The sequence below is a fragment of the Nitrospirota bacterium genome (assembly GCA_016235245.1).
Lineage (GTDB): Bacteria > Nitrospirota > Thermodesulfovibrionia > Thermodesulfovibrionales > UBA6898 > UBA6898.
Map to the genome: position 1 here is coordinate 98,664 of JACRLO010000004.1, position 25,733 is coordinate 124,396.

Sequence of the window (25,733 nt, forward strand, 5' to 3'; positions counted from 1 at the left end):
TCTGATTTTGTTTCCATCACATGCTGCGGGACAGATTCCATATAATAATCCGGCTGTTAAGGTGAATGACTGCAAAGTCAGTCCTCAGACAACAATATCGATATGAATGCCCCTGTTTTGGGAAATATTGCCCTGCACTGTAAAAGCTGTTCTGAACCAGGCAACAAGTCTGTGGTCCCAGTTCCTCATCCTCGGCAGATCATACGTCAGATTGTCCGACTGAGCCTTTGAAGGATCATTTCCTGCTCTGTCCTCTTTTGCCGAACTGCTGATATCTATAGAATCAGTCGTCTTTCTTCTGGTTAGGCCCGCTGTCCGTTCATTGATCTTGACGACAAGTGATCTGGCTGCAGGGTCCTGCCGTGCCTGTTCCGGATTTTCCACAGGCACGGGAAGGGCTTCAACAGGGAAGTCCTGCCGCAGATAGGGATTAGATAGGGCATTAATGTCCATGAGCGTTGAAGGTTAGATATAGTTTACTCTTCGATGACATTCTTGCAAAGTACATTCATCAGAGGGCCGGGCTCTTGCTCCCCAACAGGCTGAAAGCCGTCCCCGGCCTCATGGGTTGCTACTATGGATCCTCTTCTTTGTCTGCTGCCGCTGCTTCATCGTCCATCTCAGTCAGAACTTTTTTTACTTCATCCTCTGCTGTTCTGAGCTTGTTCTTACAGAATGTAAGGATCTGTGACGCACGCTTTATCTTTTCCGCGAGGATATCAATATCCACCTCTTCTGATTCTATTTCTTTGACGATCTTCTCAAGCTCCTTCAAAGCCTGGGAGTAAGTCAGTTCTTTGCTCTTTGGCACTTTTCGTAACCTCCTTGCCGGACTGCACTATGCTGGTGACTGTCCCGTTTTGCAATTGCGTCTCTATAGCTACGCCGTTTTTCAGCAACGCGGCATCCCTGAGTATTTTCCCCCTGAGTGTGGTTATGCTGTAGCCCCGCCTGAGAACATGAGCAGGATCAAGATGACGTATGGCCTGTTCTGCCCGGCTGAGCCTGTTCTGTTCGTTCTGCATGCGCTGCTGCATAGAGCCCTGTACCTCGCGCTGCAGAATGAACAGCCTGTTTCTGTGGACCGTGGTCAGTCTGATTGGCACAAACGAAAGTCTCTGTGCAAACGAAGTCAGTTTCTGTTTTTCCTCTCTCAGCAGCAGCTCAGAAGAGGCTATAATCCTGCTTTCGAGTTCAAGAACATTTTCCTCAAAGCTCCGAATGCCTGATATCAGAAATTCAGCCACAGCGGTCGGTGTTTTCAACTTTGTATGTGCCGCGATATCAACGACCGTATCATCTTTTTCATGGCCTATGCCGGTAATAACAGGCAGGGGAAAGCCTGCCACCTCGGCCGCAAGGGGATAACCGTCAAAGCAGTTCAGGTCTGTGACCGATCCTCCGCCGCGGATGATCACCGCAAGATCAAATGCGCTCTTCTGTTTCCGAATCGAGGACAATGCCTTGATGATGGAGCCTTCTGCCTCCTGTCCCTGCATCAGAGCCGGGAAGAGGGTATGGAAAAAGCGGTACCCGTAAGGGTTATTGTCGAGGTGGTTGAAAAAATCCTGATACCCCGCAGCAGTCGGCGATGAAATGACCGCTATTCGCTGGGGCACAAGCGGCAGAACATGGGCTTTGTTGCGATCAATAATGCCCTCTTTTCTGAGGCGGGCGATTACCTCTTTTTTCTTCCGCGCCATCTCCCCCATGGTATAGGTGGGGTCAATATCCTTGACGTTAAGGCTCAGGCCATAGACCTCATGGAATAATATTGACGCAAGGAACAGGATTTTCATGCCCTGCTTCAGCGGCTCATTTGCTGCTTTCTGAAACCGGTTGCTGATGGAACGGTATTCGTAGGCCCAGATATTGGCCTTGATCTGGGCTACGGCAGCATTGCCCTCTTTTTCAACAAGGTCAAGGTAACAGTGGCCCCTCTGGTTCAGTTTGAGGTCGGCGATCTCAGCAACTACCCAATACTGATCAGGCAGTGTATCGGCAATTGCGGATTTAATGAGGCCATTCAGCTGTAAGAGACTGAGCGCCGGTCTTTCAGAAGAGATCTCTTGCATAGTGTTATTCTCTGATTATACACCAACCGGAAAGCCCCTTCCTTATTATCCGGGGCCATGATAGGATGAAATATAAGGAGACGTATCATGATAAACAGAAGGGAGTTCATGATCGGTGCCTCAGGCATGATGCTTTCCATGGTGACGGACGAAAAACAGCAGACTGCCCTCATGAAGGAATCGTCTCATACTATGCTTCAACCTCATACAAGGGTATCGATCGTAAAGACCACTGACCGCGCTGCTGGAGTGAAGCGGTCTCTTGAGCTCCTTGACATCAATCCTGTAAGGGGCAAAGAGGTCTTGCTCAAGCCAAACTTCAACAGTGCCGATGCCTTCCCCGGCTCAACGCATAATGACACGCTGCTAAATCTGATCAGACATCTTAAGGTCATGGGGGCAAAGTCCATAACGATTGGTGAGCGGTGCGGCCCCGGGTCTACGGCAAAGGTGTTGAAGGGAAAGGGAATCTATGCTCTTTGTGAAAAGGAGAACGTCAGGATAATCAACTTCGAGGAACTGCCTGCGAGCCAGTGGGTGCGGGTGAGGCCGGCGAAGAGCCATTGGAATGACGGATTTGATGTCGCAAAGCCTGTAGTAGATTCGGAATGTGTTGTATCCACCTGCTGCCTGAAGACGCACGGGTACGGCGGCGTCTTTACCATGTCCCTGAAACTTTCTGTCGGCGTAACGCACAAGGAGAATATGTCAGAGCTCCATGCATCGTTCAAATCCATGCGCAAGATGATCGCGGAGATAAATCAGGCATATAAGCCGTCGCTGATCGTGCTGGATGCCATGGAGGCCTTTGTTGACGGCGGCCCCTCATCAGGAGAGCGCAAGAGAGCGGATCTGATTATCGCAGGCACGGACCGCATTGCGATCGATGCGGTCGGCCTTGCCGTGTTAAAAGACCTTGGCAGCAATGACTCGATCATGAAGAAAAACATATTCGAGCAGGAGCAGATAGCACGGGCAGTTGAACTCGGTCTCGGTGTCCGCAGACCTGACGACATCGAGTTCGTCACTGATAACGATATGAGCAGGACCAGTGCAGAAAAACTGAAGGGAATACTACTGAGGGGGTAACGCTTTAGGATAGTGCCAACATGCGTATCTGCGTCACCATTTGCCTGCGGCTATTTCTCTGTCAGTTCAACGACCCTGTCCTGGCATTCGACGATCTTTGCTCCAATAGTTTGATCGAGAGCGGTCAGTTCATAAATTCCGACAGGTTTTTCCTTGCCCTTGACGATCACTCTCTCTTTGCCCAGGACAGATACATGGCCAAATGCTCCGCTTTCAAAGGAACTTCTTATTTTCTGCAAGGTGTATTCTGTTATTAAAATTCTGGCATGGTATTTTTTGGTCAGGGACTCAATCCTCGATCCGAGATTTACATGGTCCCCTATTACGGTGTAATCCATTTTTTTCCCTACTGCACCGATATTTCCGACCAGAACTTCTCCTGTATTTATGCCAATCCCTATATCGAGTCTCGGCTTCCCTTCAGCTTCCCATTTTTTCTGCAGTTCATCAAGTCTTGCCGACATATTCAGTGCACACTTAACCGCAAGCTCCGCATGGTTCTCCTGGATGAGCGGAGCGCCCCAAAAGGCCAAAATAGCATCACCGATAAACTTATCAAGGGTCCCGTCCCATTTAAAGACAATTTCTGTCATCTCTCCGAGATACTCATTGAGTATGGCCACTACCTCCTCCGGTGAATATTTCTCCGAAATAGAAGTAAACCCCCGTATGTCAGAAAAAAGGATTGTTGCTTCTCTTCGCACGCCTCCGATGCCGGCCCCTTCAGGATCATTGATGAGGATCTCAACGATCTTCGGTGATACGTAACTGGAGAATATCCTTCTTATCTCCTTTGCTTTCTTCTCTTCATATACGAACATTACGACAGTCTGAATAGAGAATATACCGAGCATGTTAGTGACCGGGTAGAGAAGATTTATCCAGAGATTGTGATACAGGAGCAAATAAAAACTGAGGAAGAGGTAGAACAAGATAAGGCCTGTGGCAAGTAAAGAGCCTTTCAGCGCGCGAAGCCGTGGAACCAGCAGGCCAAGCAGTATGCCGGTAAAAATGATGACGATTACCTCAATGATCTTGGGACTCGGCGTAAGAAAATTATTAAGGAGTATGTTTTGTACAACCGTGGCATTTTTTTCAATTCCGGGCAGATCAGCTGACAATGGAGTGACCTTCTGATCATAGGTTGCCAGAGCCGATGTTCCTATCAGGACGATCTTGTCTTTAAAGAACCCGGATGAAATTTTGTTATTGATAACATCGGACGCGGATTTGTAATGGAAGGTATTTACTTTGCCAACGTAGTTAATAAGCACCCTGCCTTCGAGATTGGTCTTAATTGTAGTATCGCCGAGTTTTACTGCAGACGCGGGATACAGGAGCATGTCTTTCATTTCTATGCCACGTGCAAGTCTTGCGATCTGCAGGCCAAACTGAGGATAGCAGTCACCTCCATACATTATATACATAGGCTCCCACCTGATAACGCCATCCATATCAGGCTGGGTATAGACATTGCCGAGTGTTGCCGACCTGGCTAACGCCTCAAGCGGCGGGTTAACGCTCTCAGCCTGTATTGCAAAGTCCTTCCATTTTATCCACTTGGGACTATTTACCTGCATAAAGGCGGTATCCCAGAGAAAATCCGGAATCTCTCCTGTTGTCACATTGTCTCTTTTGCCCGGCGTAACAAAAAACGGAGTAGCAAGGACAACATTACCGGCATCTTTGATTGCCTGCGCGAGTTTCCCGTCAGACTCTATGTTATCCGGTTCGGTATACATGATATCTATACCTATGACCTTTGGACCACCGCCTGATATTTTACTGACCAGTCCGGCCTGTACATCTCTTCCCCATGGCCATCTGCCTATCTCTTTTATGCTTTTGTCATCAATTGCAACAATAACGATATTGCTGAGCGCTGATTGTGTTTTGAAATGATTGCGCATCATAAGTCGGAGGTCATAGGTTTTGCTTTCAATCTTTTCGCGGACTACATAAGGGTCAAGCCATTGCAGTGCAATAAAGATTGCGGTTGAAGCAATGGCAATGATATACAGTATTCGGGCAGTTTTCATAATATCATTCAATTATACAGGGTCGAAAAAAAAAGAGTGACTGTCTGATGTTCTGACAGTCACTCTTTGGCTCTTCAATGCAGACTTTTGTGCAGATTCACATTATCCATATCCATCTGCCGGTCAAACGCACATAAGGCTTACCGGTCATACATCATTTTTTGAATCGTCCAACATCTGTATTGTAACAATCCTTTTCACAGATGTACCCGGGCGGGAAACTCGGTGGCACCTCGCCTGTATAGGGCAACCCCGTCGATGGTGGTGGCGGTGGCGGTGGCGGCGGCGGTGGCGGTGGCGGTGGCGGTGGTGGCGGTGGTGGCGGCGGTGGCGGTGTCCCGTGTCTTGGTTCTACTGGCTCCTGGTTGAACGGCGGCTCTATTTTCATCCCATCGGCGCCAACCTGAACGGCAATCGGCCCCTCCAAACGTATCTCGCTGTCGCTGATATCTGTCGCATTCCTTAATCTGTTTATTTCATCTTCGGATGCTGTCACCGCAAGGGGCAATGGTTCTCCCTCTATGACCGTAATCATCATCCCTGCCGTAAGCGTTACCGAACCGGCAATTTTCGGGTCTGAACTCGTTACGACCACCGTACCCTCGAGACAGATGATCCTTGTGAACTTTCTGCCATCAGGGGTGATACCTGTCTCGAAAAGAATGATAGTCCCGCGGGCGGCTGCGACTGCTGTCGGTGAATGGACCTCAAAACTCGTTTTTCCCACGACTGATCTCATCTTGCCATCGATAAGGTTATATATTGACTGTCCGCGTTTGTCTTTGCTATAGAGATAATCCTTGACGACGACAATGGATTTTTCGCCGAGAGTCAGGACGCTTTCGTCGGTAAAGAGTATCTTGATTTTAGACGAATCTGCCGTTGCAACCGTGTCTCTTAACAGTATCCCGTCTTTAACCTTGGATGCGAATTCCGTTCCATCTCTCTTAATGACTGCTTTGTTCTTAACGGCAACTACCGTGCCTGCGTCCTCCTTTGCAAAAGACAGCCCGGTTGCCCCAATCACAAAAAGGAAAATCAGCAGAAATGATGTAAATCTGATTGTTTTCATCTAAAACCTCACATTCAGAAATAGACTTGTTATGCTGCGGTTATAATCAAAATCATCTATATTCGATTTGTTTTTCGTATAGAGTTGGGCCAAGGTTATGCTTAGCTGATTGGAATATGCCTTTGTAAAAGATGCAGAGACCGTCCGACTCGTATCCTTCCGCCCTGAGTCGGATATCGGGTTGGCTCCGTCAAAATCTCTGCTATAGTATTCTCCGTAAAGATCCAGAAACATCCGATAGGGAAGGGTGAAGGTCAACCCTGCAAAGACCTTGTCTCCGCTATAGTCCCAGTATTCCTTATCCGCGCTATTTTCGTCGTGCGCGTATCCGATTTTCGCGGCAATTGAAGTCCTTAGCGGTATATTCTGCGTTATCCCCAACAGATTATTTGATCCGGTCCTGTAAGAGTTTGCTGCAAAAAGCTCAGTATTCATGAAATGGCTATACTGGTAACGGTATTCCAGAACCGTCGACAGTCCATTCCCTTCCAATACAGTAAGTGAGGGGGAAATAGAATGGGCGTAATCAAATCCGTCGCCTCCCAGATAGACATACTCAAATGCGTACGTCCCGGTGAGTTTCAGCGATGAATTCAGTGCATAAGAACCCTTCAGGTCAACCAGATGTTGGGTCACATTAAAATCAGACATAGTGCGGTGCAAACTCTGATACAGACTGTATCCTGCAGAGCCGTCCGCGTCCTTGCTGCTAAAGAAAGTATATCTTCCCTTGAGATAGACCACCGCCCTCCAGTCCGATTTGTCCGAGACTCCAAGCGGAAGCGGTCTGTCATCCGGAGTAATTGCGACATTATTATCATATTGGCCGCCTAAGGACAAACTCAGTGACCAGGGCTTTGAGCTTCCACCCTGATCCATGGCCTTCAGATATCTCTCTGCCATATCAGAGAGTTCTGTTTGAGGTGCCAGTTTTTTTGTGGCAGTAAAATGATTTTTTGCCTCGCCGTATGCGGTCTGATTAAAATGAAAGATGCCGAGTTCCAGATTCGTCCGGGGGTTCTTCGGGTTCAAAGCGAGGGCTTTTTTCAGGGAAGAGCCGGCTTCCTTGTTTCCTGCGCGACTCTGTGCTATTCCAAGATAGAGTGTTGCGGTATGGTCATCCGGATGCTCTTTCAGCGCTGCCCTGAATTCATCAGCCGCGTCCTTGTAATTGTTCGTCTCGAGGGCTGATATTCCATAGGCAATATGTTTCTGGTATACGGAATCATCCGCATACGATATGCCTGAGAAGATAAGAAACCCTAACACTGCAACGATAAATCTGATTTTCATAAAATACCCCCTTTGACTGTAATTATTAAGTGGTTGCGGTTTTTTGTCAAGCACCCAGTTTTAATCTGTTTTTTTTCATTTTATTGTCTTTATTAAATGTTGTTCTTCCGGCATGCATAGACGTCTGCTTCTCCGGCGGGTCTCCTTTTGGCTCAATTAATGAGAAAGAACCTGTCGATTCAACACTGCGTTGCAGAATAGACACACTTAACCGCCTGGAGATATCTATAATTTCTATTATTTACAATGAATTATGGCTGGTATATATATTGCATAAAACTTGGCCAGAGACTTTATAGCCGTGAGCATTTCTGCTTGACCTATGATAGCAAGTAATGCTTTAATTTATAGCATCATCAGAATATGAAAAAAAGTTCATCAAAACTGTTTTCTGTAAATAAATAGCAAAGAAAACAGAATCTTCTGTATAAGGAGGTGACTTGAGGGGCTAAAATGTATTTTGATGCAAGAGTTAGCGTAGCAAATCCGCCCTTGGCGGATAGAATACTGAACTACCTTAAGGAGGTAGGAAGTGAAGAAAACATTTGCAGTAATCGCAGCAGTACTGTTCGTACTGAGCTTTGCGGCATCAGCGTTTGCAATCCACGCTGAAATCCCCGCAGAGACCCAGGCAGTTGTAGCAAAGGGCAGCACCCAGGTCGCCATTGGTGGAGAGATCAGGGTCAGAGGCTGGTATTATGACAACCTTGGTGCTTATTTTGGCGCCGCTACGGGCAAGAATCCTCAGGATTCCAATTCAAAGGCTAGCTATGACCAGAGGGTCAGGCTCAATGTTGACGCTCAGGTAGCTCCGAACGTTCAGGGCTTCCTGTCTCTTGAAACAACCAATGCAGCCAATCAGGATATCTATGCATGGGGCAACCTGAACAACAAGCCCGGCTCAATGAACATTGCTCAGTCATGGATCCTGTACAAGGGCACAGGCCTCTTCGGCTTTGGTTCAGGCCTCAAGATCGGTCATATGCCTCTTAAGCTCAGCGAGGGCATGTTCTTTGACAACACCCAGTATGGTGACGATGCTATCGTATTCTTCATGGATCCTACCAAGGAACTCCATATCGGCCTTCTTACCATCAAGGCTTCAGAATCAGGTGTTGCCGGCAGCACAACGGGTAACAACCAGAACACCAATGACCTTGATGCTTATGTAGGTCTTTTCACCTACAAGCTTGCTCCTACCCACACCCTGGGCATGAACTACACCTACATCAACGAGTCAGATGTTGATCTTAAGTTCCAGAACCTTGCAATTCATGCTAACGGCACTGCAGGAAACTTCGGTTACAAGGCTGAAGTTGACTTCCAGTTCGGCAGCGCTTTTGCAGGTGCATCAAAGGCTAACTTCAATGGTCTTGGCGTTATGCTCGGCGGTAACTACAAGATGAATGCCCTGAACCTTAGGGGTATGTTTGCTTATGGCAGCGGCGACAAGTCAGATACCACCAAGAATGAGGCTTTCCAGACACTGGTAGGCGGAATTCAGCATTACACCTTCGTGTATGACTACAGAGCAGCAACTGCAGCAAACGGTCAGACTCTTTCCGGTGCTAACAACAACGTCGGTTCAGGTATTGCCAACACAACTGTGTACAACCTTGGACTTGACTATCAGGCAACAAAAGAGCTGAAGACAAACTTTGATGTATATTTCCTCAGGGCTAACAAAGTGCATACCGGCGTTTCGAAGAATATCGGAACAGAGCTTGATGCATCTGTTACCTATCAGGTCGCAAAGAACCTTACCTATGCAATCAACCTTGGTCATCTGATCACGGGCGATTTCTACCATGAGGCTTTTGGTGTTGTGAAGAAGAACACCACCGTCCTTAACAACGTTCTTACCCTTAACTTCTAAAACCAGAAGTTAGGTGTTTTAGGCAGCACGGAAAAAGGCCCCGAGAAATCGGGGCCTTTTTCGTTTCCTGCTGACCTTTTACACGGCTATTTGGTGATGTCTTGACCTGCATGTCTGATTTAAGGTATTTTTCAAGATGAATGTTTCGTCGCGCCTGACGGCTGTAGTTACGATTTGTATTATTACCTTCGTGCTGAATCTTTTCTTCGGATATTTCAGGGCCAGAGAGAAGAAATATTCCTTTAAGTGGTTCCTCTGCATCCACCTGCCTATACCCCTCGTTGCCTTTGCAAGACTTTATTTCCACCTCGACTATGGGTATATTCCACTTTTTTTGATTGTAGCGGTTGCAGGTCAGATTATAGGCGGCAAGGTGGAGATCTGAGCATTGCGCGGAACTATCCTGATAGTACGGATATGCTACGAAGCCCGCTAATTCAAATATCGGGTGATTGCGGTGAGCAATTCTTGTATCTGTTGTGTTGTCTGACTCAGTTTTCTCTGTCCCTGGTCTGTCGGTCATGAAGATACCGAAGTCGTTCCTCATTGCCCTTTTAATTCTTATAATCAGCCAGACTGCGCACGCGGAAGTCTTCCGGTATTTTGATGAAGAAGGGACCCTGATCGTTACGGATAATCCCTTTGGCACTAAGAAAAGGGACCGTCCGCAATACCCTAAGCAGCAGAGCAGGAGCAACAATGTCAGGCTCAATTTCAGGGATGACGTTGCCTATGAATTCTATGAGGTTTCCGGAAAAACGATCCATGAAGCCATGGCTGCAACCGACAGAGTCGGTCCTTTTGATTCGCGTGAAGGCAGGCATTATGCGGGACAGACGCGATGGAATTTCGGACTGTCATATGATCTGGATTTCAGCTATCAATTTGAAGGTGATGGTATCTGCGTTTCAGTGCAGATTCACAATATTGCCTTTAGATCTGACATCACGGTTACCCTGCCGGTGCTTGCGGATGAAAATCGGTTTGAAGTACATGAATTCAGCGAATGGGAGAATTTTATGCGGCAGCTTGCCGAGCACGAGCATGACCATGTAAGGATCGTCCAGGAGCCGCGCTTCAGGCAGGAGGTCATTTCTGGGATCTCGGAGATCAGAGAGCTGACGCTGCCCAATCAGGCTGATGAAAATCCAGAGGCCATGGTAAAGGGCGCCATTGAATCTAAGGTTGAAGCCGTGGCGCATGCTAGTATGCGGAAGATAAAACAGAAGAATGACGAATACGATAATCTTACTGACCACGGAAGAAAACCGGAGCTGCGCAATGCCTTTTTTCAAAGCCTGTAGGCTGTGAAAGCAGCGAGGCCATGTTGTCCCTTGCCATTGGCCTCCTCTGCATGGTAAACGGGAAACGCTACCTTCCGAAACCCTTCAAAAGCCGACATTCATATTTTATTCATAAAGCCGGGGTATTTTACCAGTCGTGCCGAATTGCCCTGCAACCTCGAATTTTGTGTATTTTTCAGGGAAAAATACTAAAATATAAAATTATATTTACAGGAGAATGTATTACATGACAGAAAAAAAGAAGAAAAACATATTCGATGTGATCTGGGATATCTTTGCATCGGTCAAGACCGCAGTAGTTATCTTTGCTCTCATCTCTTTAACGTCAATTGTCGGCACGATTATTGAGCAACAGGCTGATCCCGAGAAGAACATCAAGGTGCTTTCAAAGATGTTTGGTCTTGATCACGATGCCGGCCACAGCGTACTGAGTGTTCTTGATGCCCTCGGATTTACGGATATGTATCACTCCTGGTGGTTTCTCGCCTTTCTTCTTCTCTTTTCCGTAAACCTGATTATTTGCTCTCTTGACCGGCTGCCCAGAGTCTGGAAGCTGGTTCAGGAAAAAATACGTCCTGTGCCCGTTGACTATATCGAGAAGATGTCGGTAAAAAGCTCAGTGACGCTCAAGGGTAAACCTGCGGGGATAAAAGAAAAGATTGTCTCTGAGATGAGCAGTCTGGGGTTTAAACCTGCGGAGTCTGCAGAGGGCGAGACGGTCCAGTTCTATGCAGAACACGGCAATTACACGCGTCTTGGCGTTTATATTGTTCATCTAAGCATTCTGATAATACTTGCCGGAGCGATCCTCGGTATTTTCTTTGGCTACAATGCGTTTTTGAATCTTCCAGAGGGAGAGACCTCGTCGGTCGCATACCGGGACCGAGGTGTAGCGGTGCCTCTTGGCTTTGACCTGCGCTGTGATAATTTTGAGGTTGAATATTATCCGAACTCGGAAATGCCCAAGTCATACAAGAGCTGGCTCTCGGTAATGAAGAACGGTCAGGAGGTCATGAAAAAAGCTATTGTGGTGAATGACCCGCTCAAGTTCGACGGAGTGACCTTCTACCAGTCGAGCTTTGGCATGCACCCGGATGGTTTCGGCAGAGGAATTCTGGTCCTGAAGGCGTCTTCAAAGGACGGGAAGTCTGAACAGGTGAACCTCAAGGTCGGCGGCACGTTTACCATACCCGGAACAACTATTGAGGGTCATGTGCGCGATTTCAGTCCTGCGCTCTCTTTTGACGAGAGCGGCAAGGCTTTTACGTTTGCGGAGCAGATGGTAAACCCGGCGATCTATGTGGATTTTTTTGACAAGGGAGTTCAGAAATATTCAGGCTGGCTTCTGAAGCGTCTTCCAAAGACATGGGATCTGCCCGACGGCAACCGTGTCGAGTTTCTTGACCTCTGGGGTGTTCAGTACACCGGCATGCAGGTAAGGAAAGACCCTGGGGTGGGCATTGTCTATCTTGGCTGTATTATCATGGCGATTGGACTGTACATGACATTCTTCATGAGCCACAGGAGAGTTTGGGTTTGCCTGACTGAGGAAAAAAACAGTATGAGGGTCATTATTGGCGCCTCTGCAAACAGGAACAGGACAACCCTGGAAAGAAAAGTAGAAAAGTTGGTTACCATGCTCCAGTCCGAGCACAAAGGGGGAAAGTAAAATGAAGAGTTCGTTCTTTTTTGGTTTTGCTACCATGACATATTTTATTGCCATGATGCTTTATATCAGCTACCTTGCATTCAGAAAGAGCGGTATTGGTATGGTGGCGACGACGATCACGATTGTCGGTTTTGTTTCTCAGACGCTGGCTCTTATGCTCCGGTGGGCGGAGTTTGCCGAGATTGGCCAGATGGGATGGCTCCGTGCCGTGCCTCTTACCAACCTCTATGAATCTCTCATATTCTTTGTCTGGTGCCTTATCCTTGTTTATCTGGTAATCGAGTTCAAATACAAAAATAGGAGCTTCGGCGCGTTCATCACGCCTGTTGCAGCCCTGGCCCTTGCGTTTATCGATCTTTCAGGAATGTCAAAGAACATCCAGCCTCTTGTGCCTGCACTCCAGTCCAACTGGCTTTTAGCGCATGTATTGATGAGCTTCATCTCTTATTCGCTCTTTGCGGTCTCCTTCAGCACCGGGCTCATGTACCTCATCGTCAGATCTGATCAGAAAACAGAGGCGTCATACATTTTCTGGACCGTTACGCTCGGCATCTTTATCGCAACCCTTGCTGCAATGGGGCTGGATTTTCTTACGTTTAAAGTTGCCTTTATGGGCAAGCAGGAACTGATCAAGAGCTACCTGTTCAAGGCGTCGTTCAGAAATGATTCATCGGCTATAGCAGCTTTCAGCTATGCCGCTACGGTTGGCCTTATCTTCGTGATATGGCGTTTTGGCGGTCTGCTCAAGAAGGTCATCGGCAGTTTCAATATCTCTGCCGAGATGCTCGACGAGCTGACCTACAAGAGCATTGCAATCGGGTTCCCGATATTCACCTTGGGTGGCCTTATCTTTGGAGCCATATGGGCTGACCAGGCATGGGGCAAATACTGGACCTGGGACCCCAAGGAGACCTGGTCGCTGATCACCTGGTTCATGTATGCCTTCTTCCTCCATAGCCGCCTTATGAGAGGATGGAAGGGGAGAAAGGTGGCAGCAGTTGCCGTGATGGGATTCATTGCGGTGATATTTACCTATCTTGGCGTGAATCTCCTGCTCTCCGGCCTTCACAGTTATGGCGGACAATAAGGCTACCGGTCAATAGGTATGCACCACTCCCTGCCTATGCAGGGAGTTTGCGTTTATAAGGGGGAATGAAGGTCCTGTGAGCCTGTACAGAAGGCAGATCCTGTCTCTTATTCTCGTATTTCTTGTTGTGAGCGGTCTTTTTTCATGGCTGAATTATGGGATAACGCAAAGCTATGTTGACGACGCGAAAAGGGAACGGGTTGCCTTGCTTGCCGAGGTTGTCACAAATGGTCTGAAATCGATCATGCTGGAGGGCCGGCCGAGGGAGGAATTTCAACGGTTTCTTGACGGTCTTGCGGCAGAGGATGTCCGGGCAGTGAGGGTTTTTTCTGACAGCGGTAATATTTTGAGTTCTACGGTTCCGGGAGAGGTCGGGCAGAAGGTCGATGAGCAGCATGTGAGAGCTTTCAGAGCACGCAAGGGAAACTCCATCATTGTTCATAAATCGCATGACGTCAAGGTCTATTCCAGCATAATGGTAATGGGAAATGACTGGCCCTGCCAGAGATGCCATGGCGCCGGGGACGAGATCAGAGCTATCGTTGACCTTGAGGTGATGCACGGGAAAGAGGAAAGTGCCGTGACCAGTGTAGTTGCCCGGACCATCGCCGTTTGGCTGGTCAGTACTTGTCTGTTTTCTTTTGCCCTGGTTATCATTTCTCGTCGTCAGATCAGGAAGCCGCTTGCAAATACGATCGCAGAGATCAGGAGAATTGCAGACGGCGATCTAACCGCTCGTGTTTCCGATGCAGATAATGATGAACTCGAGGAAATAGCCATCGACGTAAACAGAATAACTTCAGCGCTTCAAAAGACAACACAGGCTGTGCAGAGATATGAGAGTACCGAGATGAGTCAGCTTGAAAAGATGGCTTCCATTGGAGAGGTTGCTGCAACGGTTGCCCATGAGATCAAGAACCCGCTGGCCGGCATCAGCGGAGCGCTTCAGGTTATGGCAGAGGACCTGCCCGATGACAGCCCCCGCAAAGAGATATGCCGCGAGATCCTTTCAGAGATAGATCGTCTTGACCGGTGCGTGAAGGAACTAATCATTTTTTCCCGGCCCCAGGAGATAAACCCTGTGCCTGCCGATCTTAATAATATCGTGGCGAGAGCTGCCGCCAGCGTTGCGATGGTTGCCTCGACTATGGGTATCGAGGTGTCAGCCTTGCCGGGGGCCTTGCCGGAGACTTCCGTTGACCCTGATCAGATCGAGAAGGTTTTGACTGAACTGCTGCTCTATCAGATGCAGCATATGCCTGAGGGCGGAATGATTACGGTCTCTACCCTGTATGACCCCGAAAAGGATGAAATCAGAATCACATCTGCAGATACTGCCCGTGCAATGACTGATGAGAACATTCGCAATATTTTTAAGCCTTCATTTTCAACAAAATATACCGGCTCAGGATTGGGCCTTGCGGTAAGCCGGAACATCGTGGAAAGTCATAACGGAAGGATCAGGGCAGAGAGCGAACCTGGCATCGGAAACTTCTTTCATATTATAATGCCAAGCAAGAGGTAATAATGGAAACGCCAAAGATTCTGGTTATAGATGATGAAAAGCTGCTCCGCTGGTCCATAGAGCAGAACCTTTCCAAGGAAGGGTATACGGTGATCACCGCTGAAAAGGGGCTCGAAGGCCTCGATCTCTTCTATGCAGAGCAGCCTGACATCGTATTGCTTGATATTCACCTGCCTGATATTTCCGGATTGAATGTGCTCGAGAGCATAAAGAAAGAGAGCAGTAACACGATTGTGATCATGGTCACGGCATTTGGAGATATCCAGACCGCGGTCAAGACGATTAAGCTTGGCGCCTATGATTTTGTCGAGAAACCCTTTAATATGGAAAAACTCAAGATCCTGATCAGCAAGGCTCTTGAGACCGTGACCCTGCGGAAAGAAGTCTCGCAATTCAGGACTCAGATATCAAAGCTGTTCGGGTTTGCGAATATTATCGGAAAATCAGAGCAGATGATGAAGATCCTGGACCTTGCGAGAAAAGTTGCAAAGAGTGATGCTACCACCATTCTTCTTCAGGGAGAGAGCGGTACCGGCAAAGACCTTATTGCAAAGGTGATCCATTATGAGAGCAGCAGGGCAGCGAAACCCTTTATGGATATAAACTGCACTGCCCTTCCTGACACGCTGATCGAGAGCGAGCTTTTTGGTTTCGAAAAGGGGGCTTTTACCGATGCAAAGCAGCTGAAGAAAGGGCTCTTTGAACTTTCTGACGGAGGCACTATCTTCCTGGATGAAATAGGCGATTTGAAGCTCAGCACTCAGGCCAAGCTCCTTAAGGTCATCGAGAACAAGACCTTCAAACGGATCGGCGGTATCAGGGATATTATCGTTGACCTGAGGATTATCGCATCTACCAACAAGAAACTATCAGAAGAGGTTAAGAAGGATAACTTCAGGGAAGACCTGTATTACCGCCTGAAGGTGATTCCTATTGTCCTGCCTCCGCTTAGGGAGCGGCCTGACGATATTCCACTCCTCGCACAGTTCTTTGTCGACGGGTTTAACAGAGACTTTAAGAAGAATGTGAAGGGTCTGTCACCGGAGACGGAAAAGACATTTCTTGCCTATTCCTGGCCGGGCAATGTCAGGGAACTGAAAAACGTAATTGAGCGTGCAATGATACTCGAAAATGATGAGTATATCCTCCATGAACATCTCCCGATTGAGTTCTCGGCAAAGAGTGAAAGCCCTGCAGAAATTTCTTCCGGACAGATCACGCTGCCTGCTGCAGGTCTCGATATCGAGGAAGTTGAAAAAGAGCTTATCAGGCAGGCCCTTGAACAGACGAAATATAATCAGACAAAGGCTGCCCGACTGCTGAATCTCACCAGAGATGCCCTCAGATACAGGATGCAGAAGTTCGGCTTCCTGCAGGAAAAACCCTGAAGGTCTGTCTTTATTTAATCCATGAGATGTATTAAGATATCGCGATGAACGTTCTTGTTGTTGACGATGAGCAGCTTGTGCGATGGTTTCTTGACCGTGCGCTTAAAAAGAGCGGCTACGATGTCATGACCGCAGCGAACATTACTGAGGCTGCGGAAAAGCTCAGGACGGAAAAGATAGACCTGCTTTTTGTAGATCTGCGCATGCCTGAGGGAGGAGGCGTGGAGCTCATCAGACAGCTCGAAAATGCCCAGCAGAGACCAAGGATCATTGTCTGCTCAGCCTTCATCACCAGCGAACTTGAGGATGAGTTCAGCGCCAAAGGAATCTGCACACTGAAGAAACCCTTTAAACTTGACGAGTTGAATAATACCCTGAAGAAGTGCCTGGAGCAGTGACAGGCTACTTTTCAGCTGCCCCCTGTCTTAATTCTGACCTCTTGCCGGTTTTGGGACCATGAAAGCTCTTGTTACCGGTGCAACAGGATTTATCGGCAGTTTCCTTGTTGAAGCTCTCAGCGCGAAAGGCTATGACGTTACCTGCCTGGTCAGAAGAACCTCAAATCTCAAATGGTTGGGACATCTCAGACTGCAGTATCTGCAGGCAGATCTTGATGATACGGATTCCTATGCGAAGAAACTGGGTGCGTTTGATTATATCTTTCATCTGGCCGGACTCACCAAGGCAGATTCGGCAGGAGATTTTTTTTATGCCAACGCAGAATGCACAAAAAAACTCATCGCTGCCGCAGCTGAAGTGACCCCGGCCCTGAAAAGATTCCTGCATGTCAGCAGTCTTGCCGCCGCCGGTCCGAGTATTGAAAGCAGGCCCCTGAACGAAGATTCTCCTTCCTCTCCTGTTTCGGTCTACGGCAAAAGCAAGCTGGAAGGCGAAAAGGCAGTGTTCTCCTGCAAAGGGATGCTGCCGGTCACTATTGTCCGGCCCCCTGCGGTGTACGGCCCCCGGGACACTGATTTTTTTCTTGGTTTCAGGGCAGTGCAGAACAGGCTGTTTCCGGACTGGGGGAAATCGTCGTATTCTCTCATTTATGTGGAAGACCTTGTGCGGGGAATGATCCTGGCAGCAGAAAATAAAGAGGCTGCGGGTAAGGTCTATTATCTTGCGGACAACAGAATATATACGAATGACGATATTTTAACAGAGATGTCCAAGACCCTCGGCAGAAAGGCATTCCGCCTGAGGCTGCCGAGGTCTATCCTGCCTGCCCTTGCCGTTGTGCTTCAAAAAATCCAGAAAAAAGGTATAATTAACCCTGACAAAATTCAGGAGATCCGCCATCCACACTGGACTTGTGATCCGGCAAAGGCAATGAAGGAACTCGGGTTTCATACAGAGATACCCCTTGGGGAGGGGTTTAAAAAAACAGCAGAATGGTACAGGAAAGAAAAATGGCTATAGAAAAAAATACTGACCTCTTTGAAAAATGCTTTAAATTTACCAGAGCAAAAGAACTCATGGCGGTCGGCCTTTATCCCTATTTCAGAGTGATTGAGAGCGCACAGGACCCTGAGGTGGTAATTAAGGGCAGGAAGATGATCATGGTGGGGTCGAACAATTATCTCGGGTTGACGAACCATCCGAAAGTGAAAGAGGCCTGTATCGAGGCAGTGCGGAAATACGGCTCCGGCTGTGCAGGTTCCCGCTTCCTAAACGGAACGCTCGATATCCATGTGCAGCTTGAGGAGAAACTCGCCCGCTTTATCAGAAAAGAGGCGGCCCTTGTCTTTTCAACAGGATTCCAGGTTAATCTCGGTGTAATATCTGCGCTGGTCGGGAAGAACGACCTCGTTATCATTGACAAAATGGACCATGCAAGCATTATCGACGGCTGCAGGCTTACGTACGGCGGCGTAAAGAAGTATCGGCACAATGACATGGCAGACCTTGAGCGGGTGCTCCAGGAAAACGCTGACAAGAGAAAAATCATTATTGTTGACGGCGTATTCAGCATGGAAGGAGACATCGTCAACCTGCCGAAAGTCGTTGAGCTTGCAAAAGCTTACGGCGCACGGCTTATGGTGGACGACGCACATGGCGTTGGCGTGCTCGGCAAGACCGGCAGAGGCACTGCCGAGCATTTTGGTCTTGAGAAGGATGTCGATCTCATCATGGGGACGTACAGCAAGTCCCTTGCATCCATCGGCGGCTTTATTGCAGGATCAGCAGAGGTGATCCATTACATCAAGCATTTTTCCCGTGCACTTATATTCAGTGCAAGCCCTCCGCCTGCTTCAGTGGCTGCGGTAAGCGCTGCGCTCGATATTATCGAAAACGAGCCTGAGAGGATCGACCAGCTCTGGAAGAACACGCATAAGATGCTGAAAGGATTCCGTGATCTCGGATTCGAGATAGGCCCGAGCGAGACGCCGATCATACCGGTCATTGTCGGTGAAAATGAGATAGCCTTCAAGGCCGCGATGATGCTTCAGGACGAGGGAGTATTTGTAAATGTCGCCATCAGCCCTGCCGTGCCGGAAGGTCAGGCCCTCATCAGGACAAGCTATATGGCGACCCATACCGAGGAACAGCTCGACAGGGTGTTGGCCGCCTTTGAGAAGGTCGGAAAGGCCCTCGAACTGATCGACTGATTCCTTGGACGTTAAAGAAGTCATTGCATCAAAAGATCTTGACCGTTTCATAGAACTGTCGTTTTCACTTTACCGGAACTACCCTCACTATGTTCCTCAGCTCAGAAAAGAGCTGAGAGACCAGTTTTCCCGAAAGAACCCTTTTTTTATGCATGCTGAGGTCAAATACTTTGTTGCGGAAAAAGAGGGCAGGATTGTCGGCAGGATCTGTTCCATTATCAATAAGCGTCACCGGGAATTCCAACAGGAGGATGCAGGCTTCTTCGGCTTCTTTGAATCCATAAACGACATCGATGTTGCCAAATCCCTGCTCGATGTTGTATCTGCCGACCTCAAGGCAGAAGGCATGAAGGTTATGCGGGGGCCGATGAACTTTTCGACCAATGAAGAATGCGGCTTCCTGATCGAAGGCTATGATGAGCACCCGATGCTTATGACGCCGTATAACCCTTCCTACTATAACAATCTCATGGAGTCCTGCGGCATGGGGAAGTCAAAAGACCTCTATGCCTTTATTCACGAAGTGCAGCAAAGCCTTCCCGAAAAAGTGCTGCGTGTTGCTGCGATTGCCGAGAAACGCGGTATAACAGTCAGACCCGTAAACAAGAAGAGGTTCGATAACGAGATGCTCGTCTTCAGGGAGGTATACAACGATGCCTGGGAGAAGAACTGGGGCTTTATCCCTCTTACCGACGAAGAGATTTTTTATCTCGGCGAGCGGTTGAAGCAGATCGTAGTACCTGAACTGACCCTGATTGCCGAGGATAACGGAAAACCGGTAGGTTTTCTGGGTATGGTACCTGACTTCAATATCGTGCTGAAGAAGATGAACGGAAATATCAACCCTCTCACGATCATGAAAGCCCTGTATTATTCGCGTAAGATTAGGGACCTCAGGCTCCTTCTCCTGGGCATCAAGAAACAGTACCGCAATAAGGGTGTTGATGCGTTGCTCTTCCGGGAGGGGTTCAGGGGGCTCAGGGAGGGAAAATATCAGCGGGTGGAGTTTTCCTGGATACTTGAGGACAACATTCCGGTGCAGAGGATCGTGGAGATGGCCGGCGGCAGGCTCTATAAGAAATACCGGATTTACGAGAAAGCGCTATAATTACGTATTGCTGGCCATAGCAATCAATCAATTGATCTTTTTCAGCACCAGCACTGCATTCACCCCGCCGAAACCGAAGGAGTTTACCATAGCGGTCCCTATCTCCGCGGATTGTGCTTCCCGCACGACGGAAAGCAGTATCTTCTCATCCTGTTCTGAAAGATTGATCGTAGGCAATAGGGTGGATTGACTGATGGCCATGGCAGTGCAGGCTGTTTCGAAGGCGCCTGATGCGGCCAACATGTGACCGGACATGGATTTTATGGCGGTCACCGGTATGCGGGCGGCTTGCTCTCCAAAGACGAGATGGATTGCCTCGCATTCGGCAATGTCTCCCACAGGGGTTGATGTGCCATGGCTGCTTATCAGATCGACATCCGATGGTGTAATCCCTCCAGCGGTCAAGGCGCTATTCATTGCCCTTGCCTCTCCTTCGGCAAGCGGCTGTGTCTGATGAAAGGCATCAACCGAGTTGCCATACCCGATGATCTCGGCATAGATTCTCGCCCCCCGTCTTTGTGCGGCTTCATATTCTTCAAGAACGACAATGCAGGCACCTTCAGAGAGCACAAAGCCATCGCGATGTCTGTCAAAGGGTCTGCTTGCGCTCTGATCAGGGATTTTCGACAGCGCCCCGGCACTGCCATAGCCTTCCAGACACGTTCTGCAGAGCGGTGCATCAGCGCCTCCTGCAATGACCGGGCCTGTAAAGCCCGCCTTGATCATACGGTAGGCCTCACCGATTGCATTGGTGCCGGAGCTGCAGGCGTTCGAAATGCCGAGGCAGTATCCTTTCAGTCCAAGTTTTTGGGCGGTATAGGACGCTGCCATGCTTATGGTCGTCGAGGGCATGAGGTAGGGGGAAAAACGGCGGTTTCTTGTCCTGCGGCCGGTATCAGGGAGCTGAGCGCTGAGAGCCATTTCGATCGTTCTGATGCCGCCCCTGCTCGATCCGATGATTACGCCGCCGGAATTCAGATAGTTGATCTGCTGTGGCGTGGCGCCTTCTCCCTCCCCCGCCTGCGTGACCAGCCCGGCATCTTCCGCAGCCATAAGCGCTGCCTTTACCGCATACTGCGCAAAGGGATCAAGTCGTCGTATCTCCTTTACGCTTAGATAAGGGACAGGATCAAAACCCTTCACTTCGCCGCAGACCTTCCATGGTATGCCGTCCGTCTTAAAACGCGTAACAGGAGCAATCCCTGATCGCTGCCTGCAGGCAGCTTCCCAGGAAGCATTAAAGGTGCTTCCCAGCGGCGTTACGGCCCCGATTCCTGTTAATGCGATCCGATGCATAGTAAACCATATTACCACAAATGGTTTACCACTTTCTTTTTTCGGCTGCCGCATCTCGATGAGGTATCCTCCCTGATTCATAACACAAAACTTGCATAAAGATTTTTAATTAGAGGATAATAATAAGCTTTTAATCCTTGCAAGGAGAGGGTGTGGCCGGGGAACTTCTGAAAAGAAGACGTGAAGAGCTGGGGCTTGACCTGAAACAAACGGCAGATCTTCTGAAGATCAAGGAAGACTACCTTGCGTCAATTGAAAATGACCTCTTCGAGAAGCTTCCTGTTGCGGTATATACCATAGGTTATATCCGCTGCTATGCGGCGTATCTGCATATCGATCCTGAACCGATCATCGCCATTTATACGGGACATCTTACCCAGCCCAAGCCATCGACTATTTTCCCTGTAGCTTCTTCTAAGAAGAAGATCCCTTTTTATTATTACGTGATTCCTGCATTTGTGATAATTCTTCTTATTCTTGGTGTTTTCATCCTGGGACAGGGAAGAGCAGTGCCCGAGAAACAAATGGCGGCAGTGCCCGCCCCGCCTGTACAGCGCGTCGAGCCGGTCCCGGCAGAGCGGCAGCCGTCGCGGCCTGAGAACGAAACCGGCCGATCACAGTCTCAGGCAGTGCCGCCGGCTGTAAGCAGCCAGGCAACCGGTATTCAGAAGCCTCAGGTCTCCGGTGAGCACAGTCTTGTGATTACTGCAGATGATCTGACCTGGATGCATATCAAGTTTTCAAACGGCAAATATGAAGAGGTACTGCTCAGGCCGGGCACGACCCGGACCTGGCAGTTTGCTGACAAGGCGGTGCTGAAGCTTGGCAACGCAGGCGGCATCAGGTTGAATCTCGACGGAAAGGATATTGGCTCGCCGGGGAGCCTTGGCCAGGTTATGACCCTGGTTTTTCCTGAAAATCAGCAGATCAACAGGCAGGGTGAGTAGCCGGCTTTCGTGAAAGAGGTAATAAACAAAAGAGCATTTCCCAGAAGAAAGCTTGATCTCACCTTTGACCTTATCGTGAACGGTCAGGCCGTTTCTGCGGTTGCGACAGATTTTTCTCCAACCGGCATTGCCATTTTTATCAAGGGCATGTCAGAGCTCAATTCCCAAGTCCTCGATCTGAAGATCAGGGACATCAACCTCAATGCCTCCGGCAAGATCATCTGGAAAAGGGAGATGTTTGCCGGCCTGAAGGTAGGCGTTATCAGAATGGGGCCTCTGGAAGGAATGCTGGGCTACTATCGGCTTTCGGACCTTCTCTCAGGTATACAAAGGGCGCGCAAATCGGGAGTCCTGCATATCGAAACAGAGCAATCACACCGAAAGATATATTTTAAGGATGGGGAGATGGTCTTTTCACTGTCTGACCCGAAGGAAGAACCGCCTGGTGCCATGCTTCGTGCGTCAGAACCTCAGGACCTGGTTCAGGCAGCGCATCAGAGCGCTGCGTCGGTTATCATGAACCTCTGTACGGCTGAAGATGCGAAGTTCATATTCAGGGAAGAGCCCCTGCCGGGAGGGGAAATTATACAACTGAATCTGAATACAAGCGATCTCCTGTATCGCGGCGCCAGAAAGGCAGAATGTATTGATGCCTTCAAACGCAGATATCTCCCTCACCATACCACGGTATCCATTTCATCTGACATAAGCAGTATCCTGGATCGACTGGTGCTTGAGGCGCGGGACAAAGAGATCCTCTCGCTGATAAACGCCAAGGTTTCGCTCAGCGAGATCCTCGCGGTCTCTCCCTCGAATGAGGAAGATACCCTCAGAGCGGTTTACGCACTCTTTAGCGCCCGGTTGCTTGAGATGGAGGCAGAGACTGCGGGGGAAAGCCCTCAGGAACATATGATTGCACCCGAGGGAACGTCGATTGATCCTGGACTTGCCGAGAGGATCGATAAGATTTACCACGAGCACAAAACGCTCGGGTATCAGGGAGTGCTCGGCCTGCTGCCGGGAGCAACATCTTCCGAGATCAAGCATGCGTATCATGCACTGGCAAAGGAATACCATCCGGACCGTTATTTATTCGTTCAGTCCGGGGAGTTGAAGGAAAAACTCAACGTTATTTTTGCCTATATTAATGAAGCATACCGGGAGCTTTCGAGGTCCGGCAGCAGCAGTCAACAGCAGACGCAGACTGCCGCCCCCCAGGCGGAACCTCAGGGCACGAACAACAAGACTATGGCTCAGGGGAAATACCGGCAGGGCCGGCAAAGCCTGAACAATCAGGATAATGAGAATGCCATGACTTTTTTGGGTCAGGCAGTATACCTTGATGATTCAGTGCCTGATTATCATTTTTTTTATGGCATTGCCCTGCTCAGAAACAAGAAGATCAAGGAAGCCGAGGCGTCGATACTCAAGGCAGTTTCTCTCTCCCCCCATAATGCTGACTATGTTGCAGAGCTTGGCCATATCTATTTGAAGCTCGGTTTTATGCTCAGGGCGAAGAATACCTTTGATAAAGCACTCAAGATCAATCCTCACCAGGCAGATGCCGCCGAAGGGATGAAAAAAATCGTTGAGTTGCAGAAAGATTAACGGGACTTAAAGCCGGGGCAGCCCTCAAAGCCAAGGCATCCCCCTGCCTTTTTTCTGAGCATGCAGTCCGTATTGATACATATGGATACGTTGTCGCCATATGCCCTGCCGGCTCTCCCGGTCTGTTTGGCCGAAGATGAGTTCGGGATGTCGCTTTTATCGGCAATGCCCTTATGTCTTGTCGAACGTGTTTTCATATATGTTGCGTTAGGCCAATGGCAGAAGACTTGAGCCAACCTGCTTCCGGCTGGTTGAATGAGCTTTTTTATATCATAATATAAGCAGACCCTGTTATGAAAGAACCAGACATAGATATCATGAGAGCAGACAACCTCATAGAAAAAACCGAGCAGGCTATTGTCAAAAACGGTCTTCTCGCAGAAGGCGATTCTGTTGTCGTCGGTTTTTCCGGCGGCCCTGATTCTACCTGTCTTCTGTATCTGCTGCATACGCTTAAGGAAAAATATCAACTGCGCATATGCGCACTTTATATCAACCACAACCTCAGGCCCGATGAGGTGCCTGCAGAGATAGCGTTCTGCCGGAAATTCTGCGAGGATCTTGGCATACCGTTCATGGTTGAATCGGTCGATGTCATTTCGTTTAGTGAAGAACACCGCATGAACAGGCAGGAAGCTGCGAGGGAACTCAGGTATCAGGCCTTCGGGAAGGCGTCTGCTGAAATAGGGGCGAACAAGGTGGCGCTTGCCCATAATGCCGATGATCAGGCAGAAACCCTGTTGATGAGACTGGTCAGGGGAGCAGGACCCGCAGGGCTTTCCGGCATACCCGTGAAGCGGGGCAACATCATACGGCCCCTTCTGGAAACAGGAAAGCAGGAGATTGAGAGGTTCCTTGTGGGCAGGGACATCGTGGCGGTCATCGATTCCTCCAACCGTAAAGAAGACTACTTCAGGAACATGGTAAGGCTGAGGCTCATGCCAATACTGAAGCAGGCGAACCCGCAGCTTCTGCAGTCGCTTGGCCATACCATGGAGATCCTGCGGGAAGAAGAGCGCTACTTCGAGATCCTTGTTACCAAGACGCTGATGAAGCTCATCAGCAGAAAGTCCCAAAAGAGGATCGAGCTGTTTCTGTCTCCCCTGGAGGCAATGGAAACGGTCATTCTCAGGAGAGTCCTCAGGCGGGCGCTCAGCGAAACAGAAGGACTGAGGGGCATAGGCTTTCTCCATATCGAAGACATCATTGCTCTTATCAAGAATGGCAAGAGCGGGGACAGGCTTATGCTGCCAAGGGACATTCGCGTGATCAAGGATTACGCTCTCCTTGTGATTACGTCCGAGGAGCCCCTGCGTATTGCAGAGTATACTCTCGATCTGCCGGGCGAGGCGGTCATTGTGGGTGCCGGACAGGTGGTGACTGCGGCCAGAGAAGAGGGAACTGAGCAGCTGGGCGACGGGAAATCGTCAGTGGTCCTTGATGCAGAGAAGCTGCGGTTTCCGCTTACGGTGAGGCCGCGCAGAACAGGAGACTTCTTTTACCCCATGGGATTTGGCAGGAAAAAGAAGCTCCAGGATTTTCTTGTGGACATGAAGGTGCCGCGCGATGAGCGCGACAGTATACCGGTAGTTGTTTCCGGAGATGATATCGCCTGGATAGCCGGATACCGGGCAGATGAAAGGTTCAAGGTGAGAGATCAGACGAAAAAGTTTGTGAGACTTGGTATAGTAAAAGGGAAATTTTAGAGGGTGGGGGCAGGACTGTCAGCCACATGCTCAACAATACGT

23 protein-coding genes are annotated in these 25,733 nt (G+C 49.0%); 15 read left to right on the forward strand and 8 right to left on the reverse strand.

The annotated features are described in order from the left end of the window. Positions 1 to 84 precede the first annotated feature (84 nt). From HZB31_01885 to xseA, 3 genes are all read right to left on the reverse strand, one after another. Complete coding sequence (locus HZB31_01885) at positions 85 to 453, reverse strand: hypothetical protein (GenBank protein MBI5846700.1); 369 nt, start codon at positions 451 to 453, stop codon at positions 85 to 87. A 121-nt stretch (positions 454 to 574) separates the two neighbouring features. After that, positions 575 to 811 carry an exodeoxyribonuclease VII small subunit gene (gene xseB, locus HZB31_01890; protein ID MBI5846701.1) on the reverse strand — a complete coding sequence of 79 codons (237 nt, stop codon included), beginning with the start codon at positions 809 to 811 and terminating at the stop codon, positions 575 to 577. Then, the gene (xseA, locus tag HZB31_01895; GenBank protein ID MBI5846702.1) at positions 762 to 2,075 is read right to left on the reverse strand and encodes an exodeoxyribonuclease VII large subunit; all 1,314 of its coding nucleotides are present in this window, start codon (positions 2,073 to 2,075) and stop codon (positions 762 to 764) included. Before xseA ends, xseB begins: the two co-directional genes overlap by 50 nt. A gap of 87 nt (positions 2,076 to 2,162) precedes the next feature. Here xseA and HZB31_01900 point away from each other — a divergent pair, with 87 nt between their 5' ends. Beyond that, positions 2,163 to 3,164 carry a DUF362 domain-containing protein gene (locus HZB31_01900; protein MBI5846703.1) on the forward strand — a complete coding sequence of 334 codons (1,002 nt, stop codon included), beginning with the start codon at positions 2,163 to 2,165 and terminating at the stop codon, positions 3,162 to 3,164. 50 nt (positions 3,165 to 3,214) lie between these two features. On the opposite strand, the gene HZB31_01905 is transcribed toward HZB31_01900, so the two are convergent. From HZB31_01905 to HZB31_01915, 3 genes are all read right to left on the reverse strand, one after another. Continuing rightward, complete coding sequence (locus HZB31_01905; GenBank protein MBI5846704.1) at positions 3,215 to 5,203, reverse strand: adenylate/guanylate cyclase domain-containing protein; 1,989 nt, start codon at positions 5,201 to 5,203, stop codon at positions 3,215 to 3,217. A 154-nt stretch (positions 5,204 to 5,357) separates the two neighbouring features. Further along, positions 5,358 to 6,275, reverse strand: a complete 918-nt coding sequence (locus HZB31_01910; GenBank protein MBI5846705.1) for a FecR domain-containing protein — start codon at positions 6,273 to 6,275, stop codon at positions 5,358 to 5,360. Then, a complete protein-coding gene (locus HZB31_01915) occupies positions 6,276 to 7,568 on the reverse strand; it encodes a tetratricopeptide repeat protein (GenBank protein MBI5846706.1) in 1,293 nt (430 codons plus the stop codon). A 532-nt stretch (positions 7,569 to 8,100) separates the two neighbouring features. Between HZB31_01915 and HZB31_01920 the strand changes: the two genes are divergently transcribed. From HZB31_01920 to HZB31_01970, 11 genes are all read left to right on the forward strand, one after another. Beyond that, positions 8,101 to 9,444: an alginate export family protein gene (locus HZB31_01920; protein ID MBI5846707.1), complete on the forward strand. Its 1,344-nt coding sequence runs from the start codon at positions 8,101 to 8,103 to the stop codon at positions 9,442 to 9,444. Positions 9,445 to 9,580: 136 nt separating this feature from the next. Further along, positions 9,581 to 9,829: a hypothetical protein gene (locus HZB31_01925; protein MBI5846708.1), complete on the forward strand. Its 249-nt coding sequence runs from the start codon at positions 9,581 to 9,583 to the stop codon at positions 9,827 to 9,829. Between the two features lie 136 nt (positions 9,830 to 9,965). After that, the gene (locus tag HZB31_01930; protein ID MBI5846709.1) at positions 9,966 to 10,748 is read left to right on the forward strand and encodes a DUF922 domain-containing protein; all 783 of its coding nucleotides are present in this window, start codon (positions 9,966 to 9,968) and stop codon (positions 10,746 to 10,748) included. A gap of 226 nt (positions 10,749 to 10,974) precedes the next feature. After that, positions 10,975 to 12,417 (forward strand): cytochrome c biogenesis protein ResB, encoded by a 1,443-nt coding sequence (locus HZB31_01935; GenBank protein MBI5846710.1) that lies wholly within the window; start codon positions 10,975 to 10,977, stop codon positions 12,415 to 12,417. 1 nt (position 12,418) lies between these two features. Further along, on the forward strand, positions 12,419 to 13,504 hold the full coding sequence (gene ccsB / locus HZB31_01940; GenBank protein MBI5846711.1) for a c-type cytochrome biogenesis protein CcsB: 1,086 nt from the start codon (positions 12,419 to 12,421) through the stop codon (positions 13,502 to 13,504). Positions 13,505 to 13,580: 76 nt separating this feature from the next. Beyond that, on the forward strand, positions 13,581 to 15,029 hold the full coding sequence (locus tag HZB31_01945; GenBank protein ID MBI5846712.1) for a HAMP domain-containing protein: 1,449 nt from the start codon (positions 13,581 to 13,583) through the stop codon (positions 15,027 to 15,029). Between the two features lie 2 nt (positions 15,030 to 15,031). Continuing rightward, positions 15,032 to 16,417: a sigma-54-dependent Fis family transcriptional regulator gene (locus HZB31_01950; GenBank protein ID MBI5846713.1), complete on the forward strand. Its 1,386-nt coding sequence runs from the start codon at positions 15,032 to 15,034 to the stop codon at positions 16,415 to 16,417. Positions 16,418 to 16,461: 44 nt separating this feature from the next. Next, positions 16,462 to 16,815: a response regulator gene (locus HZB31_01955; GenBank protein ID MBI5846714.1), complete on the forward strand. Its 354-nt coding sequence runs from the start codon at positions 16,462 to 16,464 to the stop codon at positions 16,813 to 16,815. Positions 16,816 to 16,873: 58 nt separating this feature from the next. Next, positions 16,874 to 17,836 (forward strand): NAD(P)-dependent oxidoreductase, encoded by a 963-nt coding sequence (locus HZB31_01960; protein MBI5846715.1) that lies wholly within the window; start codon positions 16,874 to 16,876, stop codon positions 17,834 to 17,836. Next, positions 17,827 to 19,026: an aminotransferase class I/II-fold pyridoxal phosphate-dependent enzyme gene (locus HZB31_01965; GenBank protein MBI5846716.1), complete on the forward strand. Its 1,200-nt coding sequence runs from the start codon at positions 17,827 to 17,829 to the stop codon at positions 19,024 to 19,026. Before HZB31_01960 ends, HZB31_01965 begins: the two co-directional genes overlap by 10 nt. A 4-nt stretch (positions 19,027 to 19,030) precedes the next feature. Then, positions 19,031 to 20,134: an N-acetyltransferase gene (locus HZB31_01970; protein MBI5846717.1), complete on the forward strand. Its 1,104-nt coding sequence runs from the start codon at positions 19,031 to 19,033 to the stop codon at positions 20,132 to 20,134. 27 nt (positions 20,135 to 20,161) lie between these two features. Here the strand turns inward: HZB31_01970 and HZB31_01975 are convergent, their stop codons facing one another. After that, positions 20,162 to 21,511: a beta-ketoacyl-[acyl-carrier-protein] synthase family protein gene (locus tag HZB31_01975; GenBank protein MBI5846718.1), complete on the reverse strand. Its 1,350-nt coding sequence runs from the start codon at positions 21,509 to 21,511 to the stop codon at positions 20,162 to 20,164. 71 nt (positions 21,512 to 21,582) lie between these two features. Here HZB31_01975 and HZB31_01980 point away from each other — a divergent pair, with 71 nt between their 5' ends. Then, entirely contained in the window at positions 21,583 to 22,377 is a 795-nt protein-coding gene (locus HZB31_01980) for a helix-turn-helix domain-containing protein (GenBank protein ID MBI5846719.1), read from the forward strand. Positions 22,378 to 22,386: 9 nt separating this feature from the next. Further along, entirely contained in the window at positions 22,387 to 23,985 is a 1,599-nt protein-coding gene (locus HZB31_01985) for a DUF4388 domain-containing protein (protein MBI5846720.1), read from the forward strand. Here HZB31_01985 and HZB31_01990 read toward each other — a convergent pair. Next, a complete protein-coding gene (locus tag HZB31_01990; protein ID MBI5846721.1) occupies positions 23,982 to 24,182 on the reverse strand; it encodes a hypothetical protein in 201 nt (66 codons plus the stop codon). The two genes, HZB31_01985 and HZB31_01990, sit on opposite strands and share 4 nt — an antisense overlap. Before the next feature lie 96 nt (positions 24,183 to 24,278). On the opposite strand from HZB31_01990, the gene tilS reads away from it, so the two are divergent. Beyond that, positions 24,279 to 25,691, forward strand: coding sequence for a tRNA lysidine(34) synthetase TilS (gene tilS, locus HZB31_01995; protein MBI5846722.1), 1,413 nt, complete (start codon positions 24,279 to 24,281; stop codon positions 25,689 to 25,691). Positions 25,692 to 25,733: the final 42 nt, after the last annotated feature.